At 63.8% G+C, this 17,459-nt stretch carries 14 protein-coding genes; 11 read left to right on the forward strand and 3 right to left on the reverse strand.

The features are described 5' to 3' along the window. Positions 1-3: 3 nt before the first annotated feature. Positions 4-942 (reverse strand): AAA family ATPase, encoded by a 939-nt coding sequence (locus QWZ03_RS12730; RefSeq protein WP_290333063.1) that lies wholly within the window; start codon positions 940-942, stop codon positions 4-6. Positions 943-1,109: 167 nt separating this feature from the next. On the opposite strand from QWZ03_RS12730, the gene QWZ03_RS12735 reads away from it, so the two are divergent. From QWZ03_RS12735 to QWZ03_RS12775, 9 genes are all read left to right on the forward strand, one after another. Then, positions 1,110-2,066 (forward strand): histone deacetylase family protein, encoded by a 957-nt coding sequence (locus QWZ03_RS12735; protein WP_308447089.1) that lies wholly within the window; start codon positions 1,110-1,112, stop codon positions 2,064-2,066. Then, positions 2,063-2,962, forward strand: coding sequence for a DMT family transporter (locus tag QWZ03_RS12740; protein WP_284198255.1), 900 nt, complete (start codon positions 2,063-2,065; stop codon positions 2,960-2,962). The genes QWZ03_RS12735 and QWZ03_RS12740 overlap by 4 nt, the downstream gene beginning before the upstream one ends. Before the next feature lie 95 nt (positions 2,963-3,057). Beyond that, complete coding sequence (locus tag QWZ03_RS12745; RefSeq protein WP_290333064.1) at positions 3,058-4,914, forward strand: Ig-like domain-containing protein; 1,857 nt, start codon at positions 3,058-3,060, stop codon at positions 4,912-4,914. A 56-nt stretch (positions 4,915-4,970) separates the two neighbouring features. Further along, entirely contained in the window at positions 4,971-5,852 is an 882-nt protein-coding gene (locus QWZ03_RS12750; RefSeq protein ID WP_308447561.1) for a dienelactone hydrolase family protein, read from the forward strand. Between the two features lie 186 nt (positions 5,853-6,038). Beyond that, complete coding sequence (locus QWZ03_RS12755; protein ID WP_284198257.1) at positions 6,039-6,782, forward strand: ABC transporter ATP-binding protein; 744 nt, start codon at positions 6,039-6,041, stop codon at positions 6,780-6,782. Further along, positions 6,779-8,269 carry a hypothetical protein gene (locus QWZ03_RS12760; protein WP_290333065.1) on the forward strand — a complete coding sequence of 497 codons (1,491 nt, stop codon included), beginning with the start codon at positions 6,779-6,781 and terminating at the stop codon, positions 8,267-8,269. Before QWZ03_RS12755 ends, QWZ03_RS12760 begins: the two co-directional genes overlap by 4 nt. Next, positions 8,262-9,722 carry an exodeoxyribonuclease I gene (sbcB, locus tag QWZ03_RS12765; protein ID WP_290333066.1) on the forward strand — a complete coding sequence of 487 codons (1,461 nt, stop codon included), beginning with the start codon at positions 8,262-8,264 and terminating at the stop codon, positions 9,720-9,722. The genes QWZ03_RS12760 and sbcB overlap by 8 nt, the downstream gene beginning before the upstream one ends. A 152-nt stretch (positions 9,723-9,874) precedes the next feature. Continuing rightward, positions 9,875-10,747 (forward strand): dTDP-4-dehydrorhamnose reductase, encoded by an 873-nt coding sequence (rfbD, locus tag QWZ03_RS12770; protein WP_290333067.1) that lies wholly within the window; start codon positions 9,875-9,877, stop codon positions 10,745-10,747. Between the two features lie 34 nt (positions 10,748-10,781). Next, complete coding sequence (locus tag QWZ03_RS12775; protein ID WP_290333068.1) at positions 10,782-11,342, forward strand: DUF2059 domain-containing protein; 561 nt, start codon at positions 10,782-10,784, stop codon at positions 11,340-11,342. A gap of 31 nt (positions 11,343-11,373) precedes the next feature. Here QWZ03_RS12775 and QWZ03_RS12780 read toward each other — a convergent pair whose 3' ends face one another. Together QWZ03_RS12780 and QWZ03_RS12785 are read right to left on the reverse strand one after the other, a co-directional pair. After that, positions 11,374-12,591 (reverse strand): putative porin, encoded by a 1,218-nt coding sequence (locus QWZ03_RS12780; RefSeq protein ID WP_290333069.1) that lies wholly within the window; start codon positions 12,589-12,591, stop codon positions 11,374-11,376. 164 nt (positions 12,592-12,755) lie between these two features. Next, positions 12,756-13,892 carry an acyl-CoA dehydrogenase family protein gene (locus QWZ03_RS12785; protein ID WP_290333070.1) on the reverse strand — a complete coding sequence of 379 codons (1,137 nt, stop codon included), beginning with the start codon at positions 13,890-13,892 and terminating at the stop codon, positions 12,756-12,758. 153 nt (positions 13,893-14,045) lie between these two features. Between QWZ03_RS12785 and QWZ03_RS12790 the strand changes: the two genes are divergently transcribed. Beyond that, positions 14,046-15,251: an acetyl-CoA C-acetyltransferase gene (locus tag QWZ03_RS12790; protein WP_290333071.1), complete on the forward strand. Its 1,206-nt coding sequence runs from the start codon at positions 14,046-14,048 to the stop codon at positions 15,249-15,251. Positions 15,252-15,260: 9 nt separating this feature from the next. Continuing rightward, entirely contained in the window at positions 15,261-17,372 is a 2,112-nt protein-coding gene (locus QWZ03_RS12795; RefSeq protein ID WP_290333072.1) for a 3-hydroxyacyl-CoA dehydrogenase NAD-binding domain-containing protein, read from the forward strand. The last annotated feature ends 87 nt before the right edge of the window (positions 17,373-17,459 follow it).

A 17,459-nucleotide genomic window follows, 5' to 3' on the forward strand; every position in this document is an offset into this window, starting at 1 on the left:
GGTTCAGGGGATGGCGACAGCGGCTTGCAGCTTGGCCACCAGCTCCGGTTGCGGGCGGTTGCTGGCCCGTGCCAGCAGCCGGTGGGTGGCTACAGCGGCAAATACGGCCTGTACGTCCTCGGGTATCACCATGTCACGGCCGGCCAACAGAGCCCAGGCACGGGCGGCGGCCAAGAGGCCCAGGGCTGCGCGGGGCGACAGACCATTGTGGAAATCCGGCGCTTCGCGGGTGGCACGGCATAGGGCCTGTACATAGTCGACCAGGGCCGGTGCTACATGTACCCGGCGTACCGCGTGCTGGCTGTCGGCCAGCTCGGCCAGGCTGATCACCGGCTTGGCGTCGCGCAGCATCTCGCGCCGGTCTTCGCCCAGCAGCATGGCGCGCTCGGCCGCCACATCGGGATAGCCCAAGGTGATGCGCATCAGGAAGCGATCAAGCTGGGATTCTGGCAGCGGGAAGGTGCCTATCTGGCTGGACGGGTTCTGGGTGGCGATGACAAAGAAGGGGTCGGGCAACTCGCGGGTTTCGCCGTCCAGGGTGACCTGCCGTTCCTCCATGGCCTCCAACAGCGCCGACTGGGTCTTGGGCGTGGCCCGGTTGATCTCATCTGCCAACACCACCTGGCTGAATACCGGGCCGGCGTGAAAGCGGAAGGCGTGGCTGTCGCGGTCGTAGATCGAGACCCCGATCAGGTCGGCCGGCAGCATGTCGCTGGTGAACTGCACACGCTGGAAGGCAAGGCCCAGCGTTGCAGCCAGGGCATGGGCGAGGGTGGTCTTGCCGACGCCCGGCACGTCCTCTATCAGCAGATGGCCCCGCGCCAGCAGGCAGGCCAGGGCCAGGCGGGTTTCGCGTGGCTTGCCCAGGATGAAGTCATCCAGCTGCGCCAGTACGGCATGCAGCGGAGCGAGCGAGATACGGCTGGGGGTGGCGGCATTCATGATATGGATTTCCCTGGAATCGGGCTTGGACGCGTAAATGGCTTATTGGTTTATATCATCACCAGCCGTAAACTGTTACGTATGGTACGGGTTCGATAGCCGGGCTGACGGCCTGTCTGCGTCCATCCCTGCCCAGAGAGACGCCTAGCGTCCACGGGAGACATATCTTGCTCAGTTGGTTGGCCCGAAAGATGGCGGGGGATGCCCCCACCGCCTATATCACTCACCCCGAGTGTGTGCTGCACAATATGGGCAGCCACCACCCCGAGTCGCCAGACCGGCTTGCGGCCATACAGGACAGGCTGATCAGCGCCGGACTGTGGGACCATCTGCTGCATGTGGCGGCGCCGCTGGTGACCCATGAGCAACTGGCACTGGTGCACCCGCCCCGCTATGTCGAGGCGCTGGAGCAGGTGTCGCCCCAGCATGGCATAGTCCATGTTGATCCCGATACCGCCATGAGCCCGCATACCCTGCAGGCGGCCTTCCGCGCCGCCGGGGCCGTGGTGAAAGCGACGGAGATGGTGCTGGCAGGCGAGGCTGCCAATGCCTTCTGTGCAGTCAGGCCGCCGGGCCACCATGCCGAGTCTCGCCGTGCCATGGGCTTTTGCTTCTTCAACAACTTGGGCGTGGGCGTGGCGCATGCGCTTTCGCGCGGCATGGAGCGCATCGCCGTGGCCGATTTTGACGTACATCACGGCAATGGCACGGAGGAGCTGTTCCATGACAATCCCCGCGTCATGATGGTCTCCATCTTCCAGTCTCCGTTCTATCCCTACTGCGGCGAGCAGCCCAGTGGCCCCAATATGCACAATGTGCCGCTCAAGGCCGGCAGCAAGGGTGAAGACCTGCGGCAGGCGGTAGAGCAGCAATGGTTGCCGGCCCTGCATGCCTTCCAGCCGCAGATGCTGTTTATCTCGGCCGGCTTCGATGCCCATCGCGAGGACGAGATGGCTAGCTTGGGCCTGCTGGAACAGGACTACGCCTGGGTGACCGAACAGTTGATGGCGGTGGCCGATCGGTACGCCGAAGGACGGGTCGTCTCGGTGCTGGAGGGGGGCTATGACCTCTCGGCGCTGGGGCGTAGTGTGGCGGCCCATGTGAAGGCGCTGGCCAGGCTGTGACGCCAACCCGGCCCACCACGCCCTGGCTGGCCTATGCGTTGCTGACGCTGACCAGCCTGTTCTGGTCGGGCAATTTCGTGGTTGCGCGGGCGACCCACGCTGCCATCCCACCCATGACGCTCAGCTTTGGACGTTGGCTAATTGCCCTGTTGATACTGCTGCCATTTGCCTATCAGCGTGTTTGGGCCGACCGCTCCCTCTACGCCGAGAACTGGCGCCGCATTGTCCTGCTGGGTGCCATCGGCGTGGCCGGCTTCAATTCGTTGGCCTATGCAGGCTTGCAGTACACCAGCGCCACCAATGCGGTGCTGACCAATAGTTTCATCCCTATCCTGATCCTGCCGCTGGGTGCCTTGTTTCTGGGCGAGCCCTTCAGTCGCCGGCAGGTGCTGGGGGTGCTGGTCAGTTTTGTGGGCGTGATGGTGATCTTCAGCCATGGGCAGCTTGGCCGGCTGCTGGCGCTGGAACTGAACCAGGGGGATATGATCCTGCTGCTGGCTGCGCTGGACTGGGCAGTCTATACCTTGCTGCTGCGCGGCCTGGATCCGCGCCTCGATCGCCTAGGCCTGCTGCTGTTGCTGGTCGTGGTGGGCCTGGTCTGCATCGCCCCGCTCTACGTCTGGGAATGGCAGCAGGGCCGCACGGTGGCGATGACGGTTGGCAACCTGGCCACCTTTGTCTACGTGGGGGTGTTTCCCTCGGTGCTGGCGTATTTGTTCTACAACTATGGGGTTCAGCAGGTGGGGCCGGGCAAGGCCGGTAGCTTTATCCACCTGATGCCAGTGTTTGGCACCCTGCTGGCCATTGCTTTTTTGGGTGAGCGCTTCGAGTGGTTTCACGCCGTGGGGATTGCGGGCATAGCTGCTGGCCTGTGGTTGTCCAGCCGGCGTGGCTAATGTGCTTGTTGTGACGAATGCATGGGCCGAATGGCCTAAGTGGATAACAAACTCTAGAATCGCCCCAGATTGCGACATAACGACGAGGAAGCACTGTGCGCCTGACCTATCCTGCCTACCTGCTCCAACTTTGCAGCCTGATGTTGCTGTCGCTTTTGTCCGCCTGTGGCGGTGGCGCGCCGGATTCTGCCGGCCCGGTGACACCACAACCCGTTCCGCCGGTTTACCAGGTGCAGCTCTATGCCGATGCCACGGCACTGGGCTCGGCCGGCCAGACCGAGGTACTGCTGACGGCCGTGGTGAAGGACAGCGCCAACAAGGTGGTTGCGGGCCAGACGGTGAGCTTCAGCAGTGATTCCGGCACACTCAAGAATATCGAAGCACTGAGCGACGATGACGGCACGGCCACGGCCGTACTCAGCACCGCCGGCAATCCGGCCAACCGCACCATTACGGTAACGGCCGCCCTGGGTAATAACAGCGACCGGGTGGAGCTGGCCGTGCAGGGCACGGCACTGGTCGTTAGCGGCAATCTGGGAGTTGCACTCAACCAGAGCACCACGCTGGACCTGGTGCTGACTGATTCGGCCGGGCAGGGGCTGGCCAATCGGGCGGTGACCATCAGCAGCCTCAAGGGCAACAGCGTGCCGCCCAGCGTGACCACAAATACCAGTGGTCGGGCCAGCGTCACCGTGATCGGCCGGGTGATCGGCAGCGATACCCTGAGTTTCAGTGCCTTGGGGGCCAGCACCACGGCCACCTTGCTCACCAGCAGTACCCAGCAGTTCAGCTTTGGCCTCAACACCAGCCAGGTGGTGGTGGGCAGCGAGGCCTTGTTGACGGCCGTCTACAGCCGAGACGGCATCGCCCAGGCCAATGTGCCGGTCAGTTTCTCGGTCTCGCGCGGTGCCATTACTGCGACGGCGACCACCAACGCGCTGGGCGAGGCGGTGGCTTTCTTCAACTCGCTGGATGCCGGCCCGGTGACGGTGACGGCGGATGCACCTGGTTTTAGTGGCCAGTTCAGCTTTGATGTGATTGCCACCCTGCCGACCAGGGTAACGCTGCAATCAAGCCGCAGCACGCTGGCATTTGCCGAGCAGGCCGACCTGGTGGCGACCCTGCGCGATGCGCGCGGCAACCTGGTGGCTGGCAAGGATGTGGAGTTCACCCTGACCCAGGACACCACCGGCGGTACCTTGTCGGCCGCCGTGGTCAAAGCCAACGCGGTGGGGCAGGCGACCGTGCGCTATAACGCCGGCCGGGTTGCCTCTGGTCAGAACGGGGTGACCGTTACCGCCAGGGTCAAGGAGACCCCCAGTGTCAGCGGCAGCATCTTGCTGACGGTGGCGCAGAGTGGCCTGGCCGTGGCGCTGGTGCAAGACAATCTGCTCGGGCGCGATACAGACAACAGCAATATGTACCGCAAGCAGCTGACCGCCATCGTGAGCGATGCGGCGGGGAATCCGGTCGGCAACCAGGTAGTGGAGTTCCGGGTCAGGCCGGTGGCGTATTACAAGGGATCGATGGTGACCGGGGCGCAGACCTGGGTGGCCGGCTACAGCCTGACCAGTGGCGATCCAGGCACCACAGGGCTGGGTACGTTTGCCTGCAACAACGAGGATCTGGATCTCGACGGCTTCCTGGATACTGGCGAGGATGTGAACGGCAACGGCCGGCTTGACCCGATACCAGGTGAGATAGTCACCCGTACCGTGGTGACCGATGCCAATGGCCAGGCCCAGGTTTACCTCAGCTATGCCAGGGAGCGTAGCCTATGGCTGGATGTGCAGGTCGATGCCTATGTCGGCGCCGTGGGCACCGACGGGCCGCGTGCCAGTCGGGTATTGCCCCTGATCGTGCTGGTTGACGATGTCAGTGACCTGACCATCCGCGCACCCAATGCGGTTAGCCCGTTTGGTGTGGGGACCAGTTGCACCAGTGCCAATTGATAGGAGGCCGCGGCTGATGATCGCGGCCATATTAGCCACCGCAGGCAGGAGCCAATGTGAACGACACCATACACCCCGAAGCACAGCCTTTCATGCCCAAGCAGGCATACAGCCGGCGCGAGTTTGTGACGACGACGCTGGCAACCGGTTTCGCCCTGGCGGTGCTGCCGGATGCCCAGGCCACAGTGATCAATACGCCGCTTGATGGCCTGGTTGCCGGCGAGGTCAAGATACCGGTAGCGGGCGGGGACATGCCAGCCTATCGCGCCATGCCAGACGGTGCGGGGCCTTTCCCCACCGTGCTGGTGGTGCAGGAAATATTTGGTGTGCACGAGCATATCCGCGACGTGTGCCGCCGTTTTGCCAAGGCTGGCTACCTTGCGGTGGCGCCGGAGCTGTATGCCCGTCAGGGCGATGTGTCCAAGCTGCCCGATGTGAAGTCCATCGTGGATACCGTGGTGTCAAAGGTGCCGGACGCTCAGGTGATGGATGACCTGGACAAGACGGTGGCGTGGGCCAAGGGGACGGGCAAGGCGGCGACCGACAAGCTGGGCGTGACCGGCTTTTGCTGGGGTGGCCGCATCACCTGGCTGTATGCTGCCCACAATCCCAAGCTCAAGGCTGGCGTGGCCTGGTATGGCCGGCTGGTGGGCGAGGCCAAGCCACCCATCACCCCCCGGCATCCGCTGGACGTGGTGGCCGAACTCAAGGCGCCGGTACTGGGCTTGTATGGCGGTGCGGACAACGGCATCCCGAACGACACGGTGGAACAGATGCGTGCCGCCCTGAAGACTGCCGGCAAGCCCAGCGAGATTGTGCTCTACCCGGATATGCCCCATGGCTTCCATGCCGACTATCGGCCTACCTACCGCAAGGAGGCGGCGGATGATGGCTGGAAGCGGCTGTTGGCGTGGTTCAAGCAGCACGGCGTGAATTGATCGCAACGGCTTAGGACAAGCGCACTGCCCGGCAGTGCGCTTTTTTTATGGGTGTTGGCTGAGGCTATTGGTACTGCTGCGATCGGCGTTCGTCGCATGCGTGTCGTCGTTGATCCCTGCGGCATTGCCGGGCGGGATGCCTGGCCCTAGAGTGGCATCCAGCAACCATCCTGGAGTAAGCCAGCAATGAACCAGCCCGCCCTGCAACTGAGCAACCTGACCAAGCGATTTGGTGAACGTACCGCTGTCGATAACCTCAATCTCAATATCGAGGCGGGGTGCTTCTATGCCCTGCTGGGGCATAACGGTGCGGGTAAGTCCACCACCTTGAGGATGATAGCGGGCCTGAGCCGGCCGGATTTCGGCAATGTGCGCATCCTGGGCCAGGACATGGCCATCCATCCCGAGGCCGCCAAGCAGCCCCTGGCTTTTCTGCCCGATGAGCCGCTGCTCTACGGCAAGCTGCGGCCGTTGGAGTATCTGGAATACGTGGCAGGCCTGTGGGCCATCCCGGCACTGCAGGCGGAAGCAAGAGCCCGTGAGCTGCTGGAATGGACGGATCTCTGGAAGCATCGTGGTGAATACTGCGAGGGCTTCTCGCGCGGCATGCAGCAGAAGCTGGCGCTATGCGGTGCGCTGATACACGAACCCAAGTTACTGCTGCTGGATGAGCCCCTGACCGGCCTGGATGTGGCGGCCGCACGCCAGGTAAAGGACCTGCTGCAGGCCAAGGTGCGCGAGGGCTGCACGGTGATACTGACCACGCATATCCTGGAAGTGGCGGAAAAACTGGCCGAGGTCATAGGCGTGATTGCACAGGGCCGCCTGATTGCCGAGGGAACGCTGACCGAGCTGCGGGAGCGCATAGGTCGTGGCGATGCCAGCCTGGAGGACATCTTCCTGCATCTGCATGACGAGGTGGCAGCATGAATCTGCATGCCAAGCCCGGCTCGGTAGTCTGGTTGCTGAAATGGGATCTGATCCAGTTGTGGAACTGGCTGGGCACCACCAGCGAGCGGCGCATCGGCAAGCGCTATGCCTGGCTGTCCCGGCTGTTGCTTCTGGTTCTGCTGCATATGCCGGCGTTGCTGATACTGCTGCTGCCTGCACCGGAGCGGCGCTCTGATGATGTCAAGCTGGCGATCGACATCGCCATGACCTTTCTGGCCTGCATGCTGTTTCTGTCGATGACCTTCATGGCCATCTATACCGCTGTCACGGCGCTGGGCGAGCGTAAATACACCGAGCTGGTGCTGACCAGCCCCTTGCCCGAGCGTACCTTGGGGCGCTGGTTCATTGCCAGCAACGCAATGGGTACGCTGGTGGGTTTTCCGCTGTTTGTGCTGCCCTTCGTGAATGTGCTGGTCTGCTTTGGCAAGCCACAGGCCTTGCTGGTCTATCTGAGCATTGCCGGTTATGCCCTGACTGCCGCCAGCATAGGGGTACTGGTGGCATTTGGCCTGCAACGCCTGCTGGGGCCGGCCCGGGCCAAGCGCTATGTGGGTTTGATCGGGATCGTGCTGTTGTTGACCAGCGGTGTGGTCATCAGCCTGGGCATGAATATGCTCAAGGCCGCCCAGCTGACACCGCAGCCCTGGCACAAGTTTGTTGCCGGCACGGTAGCAGGCGAGTGGCTGCCCACGCTGGTGGTGCTGCTACTGGGGCTGGCGCTCTGGCTTGGACTGGCGCGCTTTGCGGCCCGTGGCGTCAAGATGGCGGCCGAGACCCAGGTGGTAGCTGCCGCACCGCTAAATGACAAGCCACTGCGCTTCGAGGTATCGCCCGTGCGGGCGCTGCTGAATAAGGAATGGCGCCTGATGCTGCGTTACCCCATGCTGGCCATGAACCTGGCCAACCCGGTGATGATGCTGATTTTCCCCTTGATGCATGTGCTGGAAGGCAAGGGTGCCTGGCATGAGGCGCTGGACATGACCGTGGCGTTCTCCGGCGGCATGGCGGCCATGACCGCACATTCGCTGTGCTGGGCCGCCAGTGCGCTGGATGAATCGCCAGCCCTGCTGTGGTCGGCCCCCATGCAGCGGGAGCGCTGGCGCCGCTGGCAGTTGCTGGCCGGTTTGCTGCCTACCTGGCTGGCCATGCTGCCGGTGCTGGCCATCGTGGCCTGGGTGGCGCCGCTCAAGGCGGTGGGCCTGGCGGTGGTGGCTGTCGCGGCTGGTATAGGTGGTGGTCTGCTGGCACAAAGTTTTTATCGCCCGGTGGCCAAGCATGAACGCAATATGCAATACGGCATGCGCACCCCCCAGGTGATCATCATGATGCTGTATGGTGCGGCCTGGGGGGGCGTATCGACCGCGCTGAACGGCTTTGCACTGGGCCTGGTCCTGCTTCCCTTTGTGCTGGGCCTGCCCGCCTGGTTGCTGATGCGTATGGAAGACCGCGAATACCTGTATGACTGACACCACTTTTTTCTGGCACGACTACGAGACCTTTGGCATCGACCCCAAGCTGGACAGGCCGGCCCAGTTTGCCGGGGTTCGTACCGACCTGGAGCTGAACCCCATAGGCGAGCCGGTCGAGCTGTTCTGTCAGCCCAGCGACGACTTTCTGCCCGACCCGGTTTCGGTGCTGATTACCGGCATCACCCCGCAGCAGGCGCGCGAGCGCGGGGTGGGCGAGCCGGAGTTCGTCGGCCGCATCCATGCCGAGCTGGCACAGCCTGGCACCTGTGGGCTGGGCTATAACACCCTGCGTTTCGACGACGAACTGACCCGCCATCTGTTCTGGCGCAATCTCTACGACCCCTATGGCCGCGAATGGCAGAACGGCGGCTCGCGCTGGGACTTGCTTGATTGCGTGCGCGCGGCCTTTGCCTTCAGGCCGGAAGGCATACACTGGCCACGCCATGAGGATGGCCGGGTATCGTTCAAACTGGAGCAACTGACCCAGGCCAACGGCTTGGCGCACGCGGCAGCGCATGATGCACTCAGCGACGTTTACGCCACCATAGCCTTCGCCAGGCTGGTCAAGACCCAGCAGCCCCGCCTGTTCGACTTCTGCTTCAAGCTGCGCAAAAAGGATGCGGTGGCGGCCGAGATCGGCCTGCTGGATGGCCATGCCTTCCTGCATGTCTCGGGCATGTATCCCACCGCCCAGGGTTGCCTGGCACCGGTGGCCGCGCTGGGCTGGCACCCCAGCAACAAGAACGAACTGGCGGTGTGGGACTTGCAATACGACCCGACAGAACTGTTCGACCTCGACGCCGAACAGATACGGACACGCATGTTCACCCGTAGTGCCGATCTGGCCGAGGGCGTAACGCGCTTGCCGGTCAAGACCATACACCTGAACAAGTCGCCCGTCGTGGTGGGCAATACCCGCACCCTGACGGCCGAGCGGGCAGAGCAGCTACAGCTGGACATGAAGCTGGCCCAGCAGCATGCCGCCACGCTGGCGACATTGCTGCAGCAGCATGGCAAACGCCTGGGTAATACCTTCAAGCAGGTCTACAGCCGCGATACACCGCTGGCAAGGCGTGATATCGACGCCGCACTGTACGAGGGCTTTATCGGCGAAGGCGACCGGCGCCGGCTGGATAAGGCTCGACAGGCCAGCCCGCAGGACCTGGCGGGCATGGCGGTGAGCTTTGACGACGAGCGCCTGGGTGAACTGCTGTTCCGCTACCGGGCCCGCAATTGGCCAGACAGCCTGAGCGAAAACGAGCGGGCACGCTGGCAGGCACACCGCTCGGAGCGGTTGCTGGACGGTGCCCATGGCGGGCTCAGCCTGGCCGAGCTGGACGCCAAGCTGAGCGCCCTGCGGCTGGAACGTGCCGACGAGCCTGCGGCATTGGCCTTGCTGGATGCTGTGGCGGCGTTTGCCAAGGAACAAGAGGTTGGGTTACGTGCATGAAGGCCCGATTCCGACCCAGTAGCTGCGTAGACCGCTGAAGCAGCAAGCCACTTGTTGCGTTGCGGCTGATAGGGCACGACCAGGCTCACCAACGGCATCAGCTTGGCCTCTGGCGCGCTATCATGGCGGCATCCCTTTCTGTTGAGTCCTCCATGCACAACATCCTGCTTACTGGCGTCAATGGCCAGGTTGGTTTTGAGCTCAAGCGCAGCCTGCAAGGGCTGGGTACCGTCCATGCGCCGGGCCGGGAGGGCCTGGATCTGACCCGGCCTGATGCCATCCGTGAGTTGGTGCGGGCGCTCAAGCCCACGCTGATTGTCAACCCGGCGGCCTATACGGCGGTGGACAAGGCCGAGAGCGAAGCTGAGCTGGCCTATGCCATCAATGCCACCGCCGCTGGGGTGCTGGCGGAGGAGGCCAAGCGCCTGGGGGTGCCGCTGATCCATTACTCCACCGACTATGTCTACTCGGGCGAGGGCAGCCAGCCCTGGCGGGAGGACGATGCGGTCGCACCGCCCAATGTCTATGGCGCCAGCAAGCTGGCCGGCGAAGAAGCCATACGGGCCAGCGGCTGTGATCACTTGATCATGCGCACCAGTTGGGTGTATGGGGCACGGGGCAAGAACTTCCTGCTGACCATGCTCAAGTTTGGCCGCGAGCGCGACAGCATGAATATCGTGGCCGACCAGATTGGTGCGCCGACCTGGAGCCGCAGCATTGCCGACATCAGCGCCCATATCGTGGCGGGTCGGCCTGATTGGCGGGGTGTCAGTGGGGTGTACCACCTGGTCAATGCGGGCGAAACCAGCTGGCATGGCTTTGCCGAAGCAATCTTCAAGCTGGCGGCGCAGCGTGGCGACAAGGTGCCGACTACGCTGGCAGCCATTGCCACCGAGGCTTACCCCACGCCGGCCAAGCGGCCCAAGAATTCGCGCCTGCAGCTGGATAAGCTGCGCGACACCTTTGGCCTGGTGCCACCCGGCTGGGAAGAGGCACTCAAGCTCTGCTTTGACACCGTGGCCTGAGTCCGTGGGCGCGCTACTGACACCGGGAGTGAATATGGGCAAGTCAATTCGCCACGGCCTGCTATTGGCACTGCTGTGCCTGGCTGGTGTGCAGGCGGCAGAGCTGGGTGCCGAGAAGCGCCAGGCCATACAGACCTTGATCGATACGCTCAATCTCAAGGCCATGGGGCCGCAGATGATGCAGCAACTGGCTGGGCAAGGTGAGGCCATCATGCGGCAGACGGCGCTAGGCGTGATCGATGCCAATGCCGAACTGAGCGAGGCTCAGCGGGCTGAGGCCCGCCAGATGCTGGAGCGCGAGCTGCCCGGACTGGCCATGGAACTGAATGTCAGCCTGGCCAAGCTGGATCTGAGCCCTATCGTCAACGAGGTGATCTTCAGCGTTTACGGCAAGCATTTCGAGACGGCGGAGATACGCGACATGACGGCCTTCTATCGATCTCCCACTGGCCGCAAGGTACTGCGCCTGTTGCCGCAGGTGACGCATGAATCCATGCAACTGAGCATGGAGCGTATCGCACCCCTGGCCGAGGAAGCGGCACGCAAGACCGTGTTGCGCTGGCAGGAAGGGCGCAAGGGGGCCGGGCGTATTTGACCGGCGGGTCAGGCTGGGAGCGGCATGCGTCTTAAAACCGCCAGCGCAAGGCCAGGCTCAGGCTGCGCTCGGTTTGGCGGCTGGGTGTCGACAGCAGTTGCCGGGCAGGCCGTTCGCTGCGCAGTACGAGGCCTTCTGCCATCACACTCAGGCCATCGCGCCAGGGCCAGCTGTAGGCCAAGGCCAGCGCCTGCCCGTGCTCGCCATTGGGGTCTTCCGGCAGACGGTCGCGCTCGCGGCTGCTGAAATAGTCGTAGCGCACGGCCAGCTTGCCGCTGCCCAGGGGGTGGGCTGCCAGCACATAGGCGGAGCGATAGGCCGCATTGACGGCATTGCGTCCCATCACCGTACTGCCGGCCAGCCACTGGCTGAGAATTTCCCACTCCTGATCGGGGCGCCAACGCAAGGCCAGCTGCTTGAAGCGGGTGGTCCAGGCGTATTGGCCTCGGTTCACCACCAGGGGGTCGGCGCGGTTGTCGTAGTGAAAGGCCGAGAGTTCGAGGCGGCCGCCATAACCATATTGCAGGCCAGCGTGATAACCCCATCGGCCATCCAACTCGCGGAAGTTGTCTACCCTGGAGTCCTGCCTGGCTATGCGGCCATCGTCGCGGTAGACGGGCAGGTCGGGCAGGGGCAGCTTTTCTGTCAGGCCGGTGATGCGGTCGCCCACCCCCCAGCCGCGCCAGGCGATCAGCGTTCCAGCCGGGTCATTGCCCTTGAAGGCGGCCAGGCTGAGGCTGATGTCGTGAGGCGAGCCAGCAAAGCGGCCAGGGCGGGCCAGGGTGTATTCCAGGCCTATCGTGCGTAACTCCTCGCCTATCCAGCTGTTGATGGCGGAGGCTGATAGCGTGCGGGTGGTTGTCCAGCCCAGCCCGTCATGTTCCAGGCTGACGGCAGGAAAGAAGGCACCTACCTTGGCGCTGTGGCGCCAGGGGCCGGTAGGCAGGGGTTTCCAGCGTAGCCAGGCTTCGCTGACATCAACTGCTCCGGCGCGATCGTCGGCCAGGTTGATGACGGCCTGGGCGCTGACGTTGTCGGCCAGCTCGCCGCGCAGCAGAAGCATGGCCTGGCCCAGGCGCAAGCCATCGTGGCGGGCATCATGGCGCTGCTTGCTCAGGCCGCCTTCCAGCCAGCCTTGCGGGCTGTTGCTGTAGACCAGCCTTTGGTCCAGCAAACCCTCGACTTCCAGGGCATAGGCTGGGGCGAGCAGGGTAAGGCAGGCAAGCGTTCTGGCCAGTGTGGGCGACACCTGCATCCTCCTGAGGTTTACATGGCGCTTGGTCGATCGATACTGCGCGCCATGACGTTATGTAGGAATCATAGACCAGCCGACCGGCGTAGCGCCGCCACGGGCCCCTGCCAAAAGCCCTGCTTGCGTCGCCATGCAAGCTGCGCGTGTATAAGCGGTAGCGCCTACATGGCCTTGGCGATGATCTCCTTCATGATCTCGCTGGAGCCGGCGTAGATGCGCGCCACCCTGGCAGAGGCCCATAGCCGCCCTATGGGGTACTCGGCCATATAGCCGTAGCCGCCAAATAGCTGCAGGCTGCGGTCGGCCACCCGGCCCAGCAGCTCCGATGTCCACAGCTTGGCCTCGGCGGCATCTACTGCATCCAGGGCGCCCAGGTTGTATTCCGTGACCAGCCTATCCAGGTAGACCTGGCCGACATCCAGCTCGGTCTTCATGGCGGCCAGCTCGAAACGGGTGTTCTGGAAGTCGATCAGGCGCTGACCAAAGGCCCGGCGTTCCTTGACGTAGTCCAGTGCCAGGTTCAGGGCGGCCTGCGCGGCAGCATGGGCGCCAATGGCGCATGTCAGCCGCTCGGGCGCCAGCATGCGCATCAGCAGCTTGAAGCCCTGGTGGGCTTCGCCCAGCAGGCCATCCTTGGGTACCTTGACATCACGAAAGAACAACTCTGCCGTGTCCTGGCTGTGCTGGCCGATTTTCTCCAGCTTGCGGCCCACCTCAAACCCGGCCCAGCCTTTTTCGACCAGGAACAGCGACAGGCCACGTTTCTCGGTGGGGTGGGTACGGGCAGCGACGATGACCAGATCGCTATGCACGCCGTTGGAGATAAAGGTCTTGCTGCCGTTGAGCAGCCAGTGGTCGGCATGCTCCACCGCCTGGGTCTGGATGCCGGCCAGGTCGCTGCCAGTATTGGGCTCGGTCATGGCAACGGCCAGCACGCACTCGCCTGACACCACGCCGGGCAGATAGCGCTGCTTCTGTGCCTCGGTACCGAATTCATCGATATAGGGGGCCACCAGCGAGGAGTGCAGGCCCATGGCAAGACCCCATTCGTTGGCGTAGCCTAGCTCCTCGGCCACGATCTGGTCGTAGCGGTAGTCGCGGCAGCCTGCGCCACCGTAGGCCTCGTCGACAAAAGTGGCCAGAAAGCCCAGCTCGCCAGCGCGGCGCCAGATGGCGCGGGGCACCATGCCGGCGGTTTCCCAGTCGCGCTGGTGGGGTATGACTTCTTCAGCCAGCCAGCGGCGGAAATTGTCGCGGAACAGATCGTGTTCGGGTTCGAAATGGCGGCGTGGCAGCATGTTGTCTCTTTCTCTCCATGGTTTGCTGGGCTCGGGGCAGATAAGCACCACGGTGCGTGGGATTTTGGGCTGGATGCTACAACGTTTAGAGTTTATGCGCTAACCTAGCGCTTGCTTGATATTTATCGAATCAGATTGCTCAAGGACAGACACATGACTGATGCGTTGATCTATGACGCCCTGCGTACCCCGCGTGGCAAGGGCAAGGCCGATGGCAGCCTGCACGAGGTCAAGCCGATCTCGCTGCTGACCGGCCTGATGCACGCGCTGGAGGCGCGTACCGGGTTGGCCACCGCCGAGGTGGACGACGTGGTGCTGGGTTGCGTTACCCCGGTGGGTGATCAGGGCGGCGATATCGCCAAGACGGCGGCATTGGCGGCGGGCTGGGACTGGAAGGCCGCAGGCGTGCAGGTCAATCGCTTCTGTGGCTCTGGCCTGGAGGCAGTCAATCTGGCCGCGCAGAAAGTGCGCTCCGGCTGGGAGGACATCGTGGTGGCCGGAGGCGTGGAGTCCATGTCACGCGTGCCCATGGGCTCGGATGGCTGGGCCATGGCGACCGACCCGCAGACGGCCAAGGCGCTGGGCTTTGTGCCACAGGGCATAGGCGCCGACCTGATCGCCACGCTGGAGGGCTATGGCCGGGCCGAGGTGGATGCCTTTGCCGTGGAAAGCCAGCGGCGTGCTGCGCAGGCGCGCAGCGAGGGGCGTTTTGCCCGCAGCATCGTGCCGGTACGCGATATCAACGGCATTGCCATCTTGGCCGAGGATGAATTCATCAAGGCCGGCACCACGCTCGAAGGCCTGGCCAAGCTCAAGCCCAGCTTCGAGCAGATGGGGGCCATGGGCTATGACGCTGTGGCGCTCAAGCGCTATCCCTGGGTGGAGCGGATTGCCCATGTACACCATGCTGGCAACGCCTCGGGCATAGTCGATGGCGCCGCACTGGTGCTGGTGGCCAACGAGGCCGCCGGCCGCCGCTATGGCTGGACGCCGCGCGCCCGCATCGTGGCCACTGCGCTGACCGGAACCGACCCGACCATCATGCTGACCGGCCCTGCACCCGCTGCCCAGAAAGCCCTGGCCAAGGCCGGGCTGACGGCCGACGACATCGACCTGTTCGAGGTCAATGAAGCCTTTGCGGCTGTGGTAATGCGTTTTGCCCGAGAGATGGGGGTGGGTATGGACAGGATCAACGTCAACGGCGGCGCCATTGCCATGGGTCACCCCCTGGGCGCGACCGGCGCCATGATATTGGGGACGCTGGTGGACGAGCTGGAACGGCAGCAGAAGCGTTATGGTCTGGCCACGCTCTGCATAGGCGGCGGCATGGGTATTGCCACCATCGTGGAAAGAATCTGAGGGCAGAGCATGAGCATACGTTACGACATCGACGCGGACCGCATCGTCACCCTGACCCTGGATGCGGCCGACGACAAGACCAATACCATGAATGCGGCCTTCCGTGCCGCCTTGCACGCCGTGGCCAACCGGCTGGAGGCAGAACGCGGGCAGATAGCCGGCGTTATTGTGACCTCGGCCAAGCGCAGTTTCTTTTCGGGGGGCGATCTGAAGGAACTGGTCGCCATCCCGTCCGATGGGGCCGAGGCGTTCTTCCTGATGGTGGAAAAGCTGAAGGCCGATATGCGCCGTATCGAGACCTTGGGTGTGCCCTTGGTAGCGGCCATCAACGGCAGCGCGCTGGGTGGTGGGTTCGAGATTACCCTGGCGTGCCACCATCGCATTGCACTGGATGATGCCGGCCTGCGGCTGGGCCTGCCGGAAGTGACGCTGGGCCTGTTACCCGGCGCAGGTGGCGTGACACGTATGGTGCGCTTGCTGGGCCTGCAGGGTGCATTCGAGTACCTGGTCGAAGGCAAGCAATTTGGCGCGCAGGCTGGCCTCAAGGCCGGGCTCTTGCACGCACTGGCTGCTTCGACCGAGGACATGCTGGCCCAGGCACGAGCCTGGATCAAGGCCAATCCCCATGCCAAACAACCGTGGGATACCGAAGGCTACAAGCTGCCCGGCGGCGTGCCCAGCCAGCCCAAGGTCGCCCAGATGCTGGCGGTGGCGCCGGCCATGCTGTACGAGAAGACCCGTGGCAACTACCCCGCGCCAGAGGCAGTACTGGCCGCCATGGTGGAAGGCGCGCAGGTGGATTTCACCAATGCCTGCCGGATAGAGACCCGTTACTTCACCCGTCTGGCTACCGGCCAGGTGGCCAAGAACATGATTGCGACGCTGTTCTTTGCCATGAATGAAATCAAGGCGGGTGCCAGCCGGCCTGCGGGCGTCGCCGTGCGCCAGGTGGCGCGGGTGGGCGTGCTGGGGGCGGGCATGATGGGTGCAGGCATCGCCTGGGCCTGCGCCAGCAAGGGTGTGCAGGTGGTACTCAAGGATGTGAGCCTGGCCGCTGCCGAGAAGGGCAAGGCCTATAGTGCCAAGCTGCTGGACAAGCGGATAGCCAAGGGCCGCTGCAGCGAGGCAGAAGCGGCGGCCATCCTGGCGCGCATACAGCCCACCGAGGCAGTGGCTGATCTGGCCGGGTGCGAGCTGGTGATCGAGGCGGTTTTCGAGAGCCGCGAGCTGAAGGCCAGGGTTACCCAGGAAGCCGAAGCCGTGCTGGCTGCCGACGCGGTGTTTGCCTCTAATACCTCGACCCTGCCCATCAGCGGCCTGGCCCAGGCATCGCGAGCACCCGCCCGCTTCGTCGGCCTGCATTTCTTCAGCCCGGTGGACAAGATGCAGTTGGTGGAGATCATCAAGGGCCGCGATACCGACGCGGCAACCGTGGCGCTGGCCTATGACTTTGTGCAGCAGATAGGCAAGACCCCCATCGTGGTCAATGATGGCCGCGGCTTCTTTACCAGCCGAGTGTTTGGTTGCTACATCAACGAAGGTATGGCCATGCTGGCCGAGGGTGTACCGCCTGCCATGGTGGAGCAGGCGGGCTTGCAGGCCGGCATGCCGGTTGGCCCATTGGCGGTGACCGATGAGGTCAGCCTGACCTTGTGCGAGCACATCAGCAAGCAGGCACGCGAGGACTTGGGCGATGCCTATGTCGCCCATCCGGCCGAGGCGGTGGTCAAGCGCATGATCCACGTACTGGGCCGTAGCGGCCGGGCGGCTGGTGGCGGCTTCTACGACTACCCCGAAGGTGGCAAGAAACAGCTCTGGCCGGGCCTCGCGGACTTTGCCCAGCCGGACAGGCCGCTGCCTGACATGCAGTTGCTGATAGACCGCTTGCTGTTCGCCCAGGCGCTGGAAACCGCCCGTTGTTTTGATGAGGGCGTACTGGAGAGCGAGCGGGATGCCAATGTCGGCGCCATCCTGGGCATAGGCTTCCCGGTCTGGAGTGGTGGCGCCATGCAGTTCCTGCATCAGCATGGTGATGCATTGGGCCGTGCCGCTGAGCTGGCAGTGGCCCACGGTGATCGCTTTGCGGCCCCGGCGGGGCTGGCTGCACGCCTGGGTAGATAAGCGGGTAAGGTTGCGCCGGCCTGCAGCCAGGCCCATGCCATTGCTACGGCACTGGTGGCATGGGCTACACTGCCCGCACAAGGAGAC

Origin of the sequence: Chitinimonas viridis, assembly GCF_030409555.1 — a bacterium.
GTDB lineage: Bacteria > Pseudomonadota > Gammaproteobacteria > Burkholderiales > Chitinimonadaceae > Chitinimonas > Chitinimonas viridis.

Bases quoted from the DNA above. Each gene is read 5' to 3' on its own strand.
- QWZ03_RS12730 (WP_290333063.1), bottom strand. From the start codon at position 942: ATGAATGCCGCCACCCCCAGCCGTATCTCGCTCGCTCCGCTGCATGCC.
- QWZ03_RS12755 (WP_284198257.1), top strand. From the start codon at position 6,039: ATGAACCAGCCCGCCCTGCAACTGAGCAACCTGACCAAGCGATTTGGT.
- QWZ03_RS12760 (WP_290333065.1), top strand. From the start codon at position 6,779: ATGAATCTGCATGCCAAGCCCGGCTCGGTAGTCTGGTTGCTGAAATGG.
- sbcB (WP_290333066.1), top strand. From the start codon at position 8,262: ATGACTGACACCACTTTTTTCTGGCACGACTACGAGACCTTTGGCATC.
- rfbD (WP_290333067.1), top strand. From the start codon at position 9,875: ATGCACAACATCCTGCTTACTGGCGTCAATGGCCAGGTTGGTTTTGAG.
- QWZ03_RS12775 (WP_290333068.1), top strand. From the start codon at position 10,782: ATGGGCAAGTCAATTCGCCACGGCCTGCTATTGGCACTGCTGTGCCTG.
- QWZ03_RS12785 (WP_290333070.1), bottom strand. From the start codon at position 13,892: ATGCTGCCACGCCGCCATTTCGAACCCGAACACGATCTGTTCCGCGAC.
- QWZ03_RS12790 (WP_290333071.1), top strand. From the start codon at position 14,046: ATGACTGATGCGTTGATCTATGACGCCCTGCGTACCCCGCGTGGCAAG.
- QWZ03_RS12795 (WP_290333072.1), top strand. From the start codon at position 15,261: ATGAGCATACGTTACGACATCGACGCGGACCGCATCGTCACCCTGACC.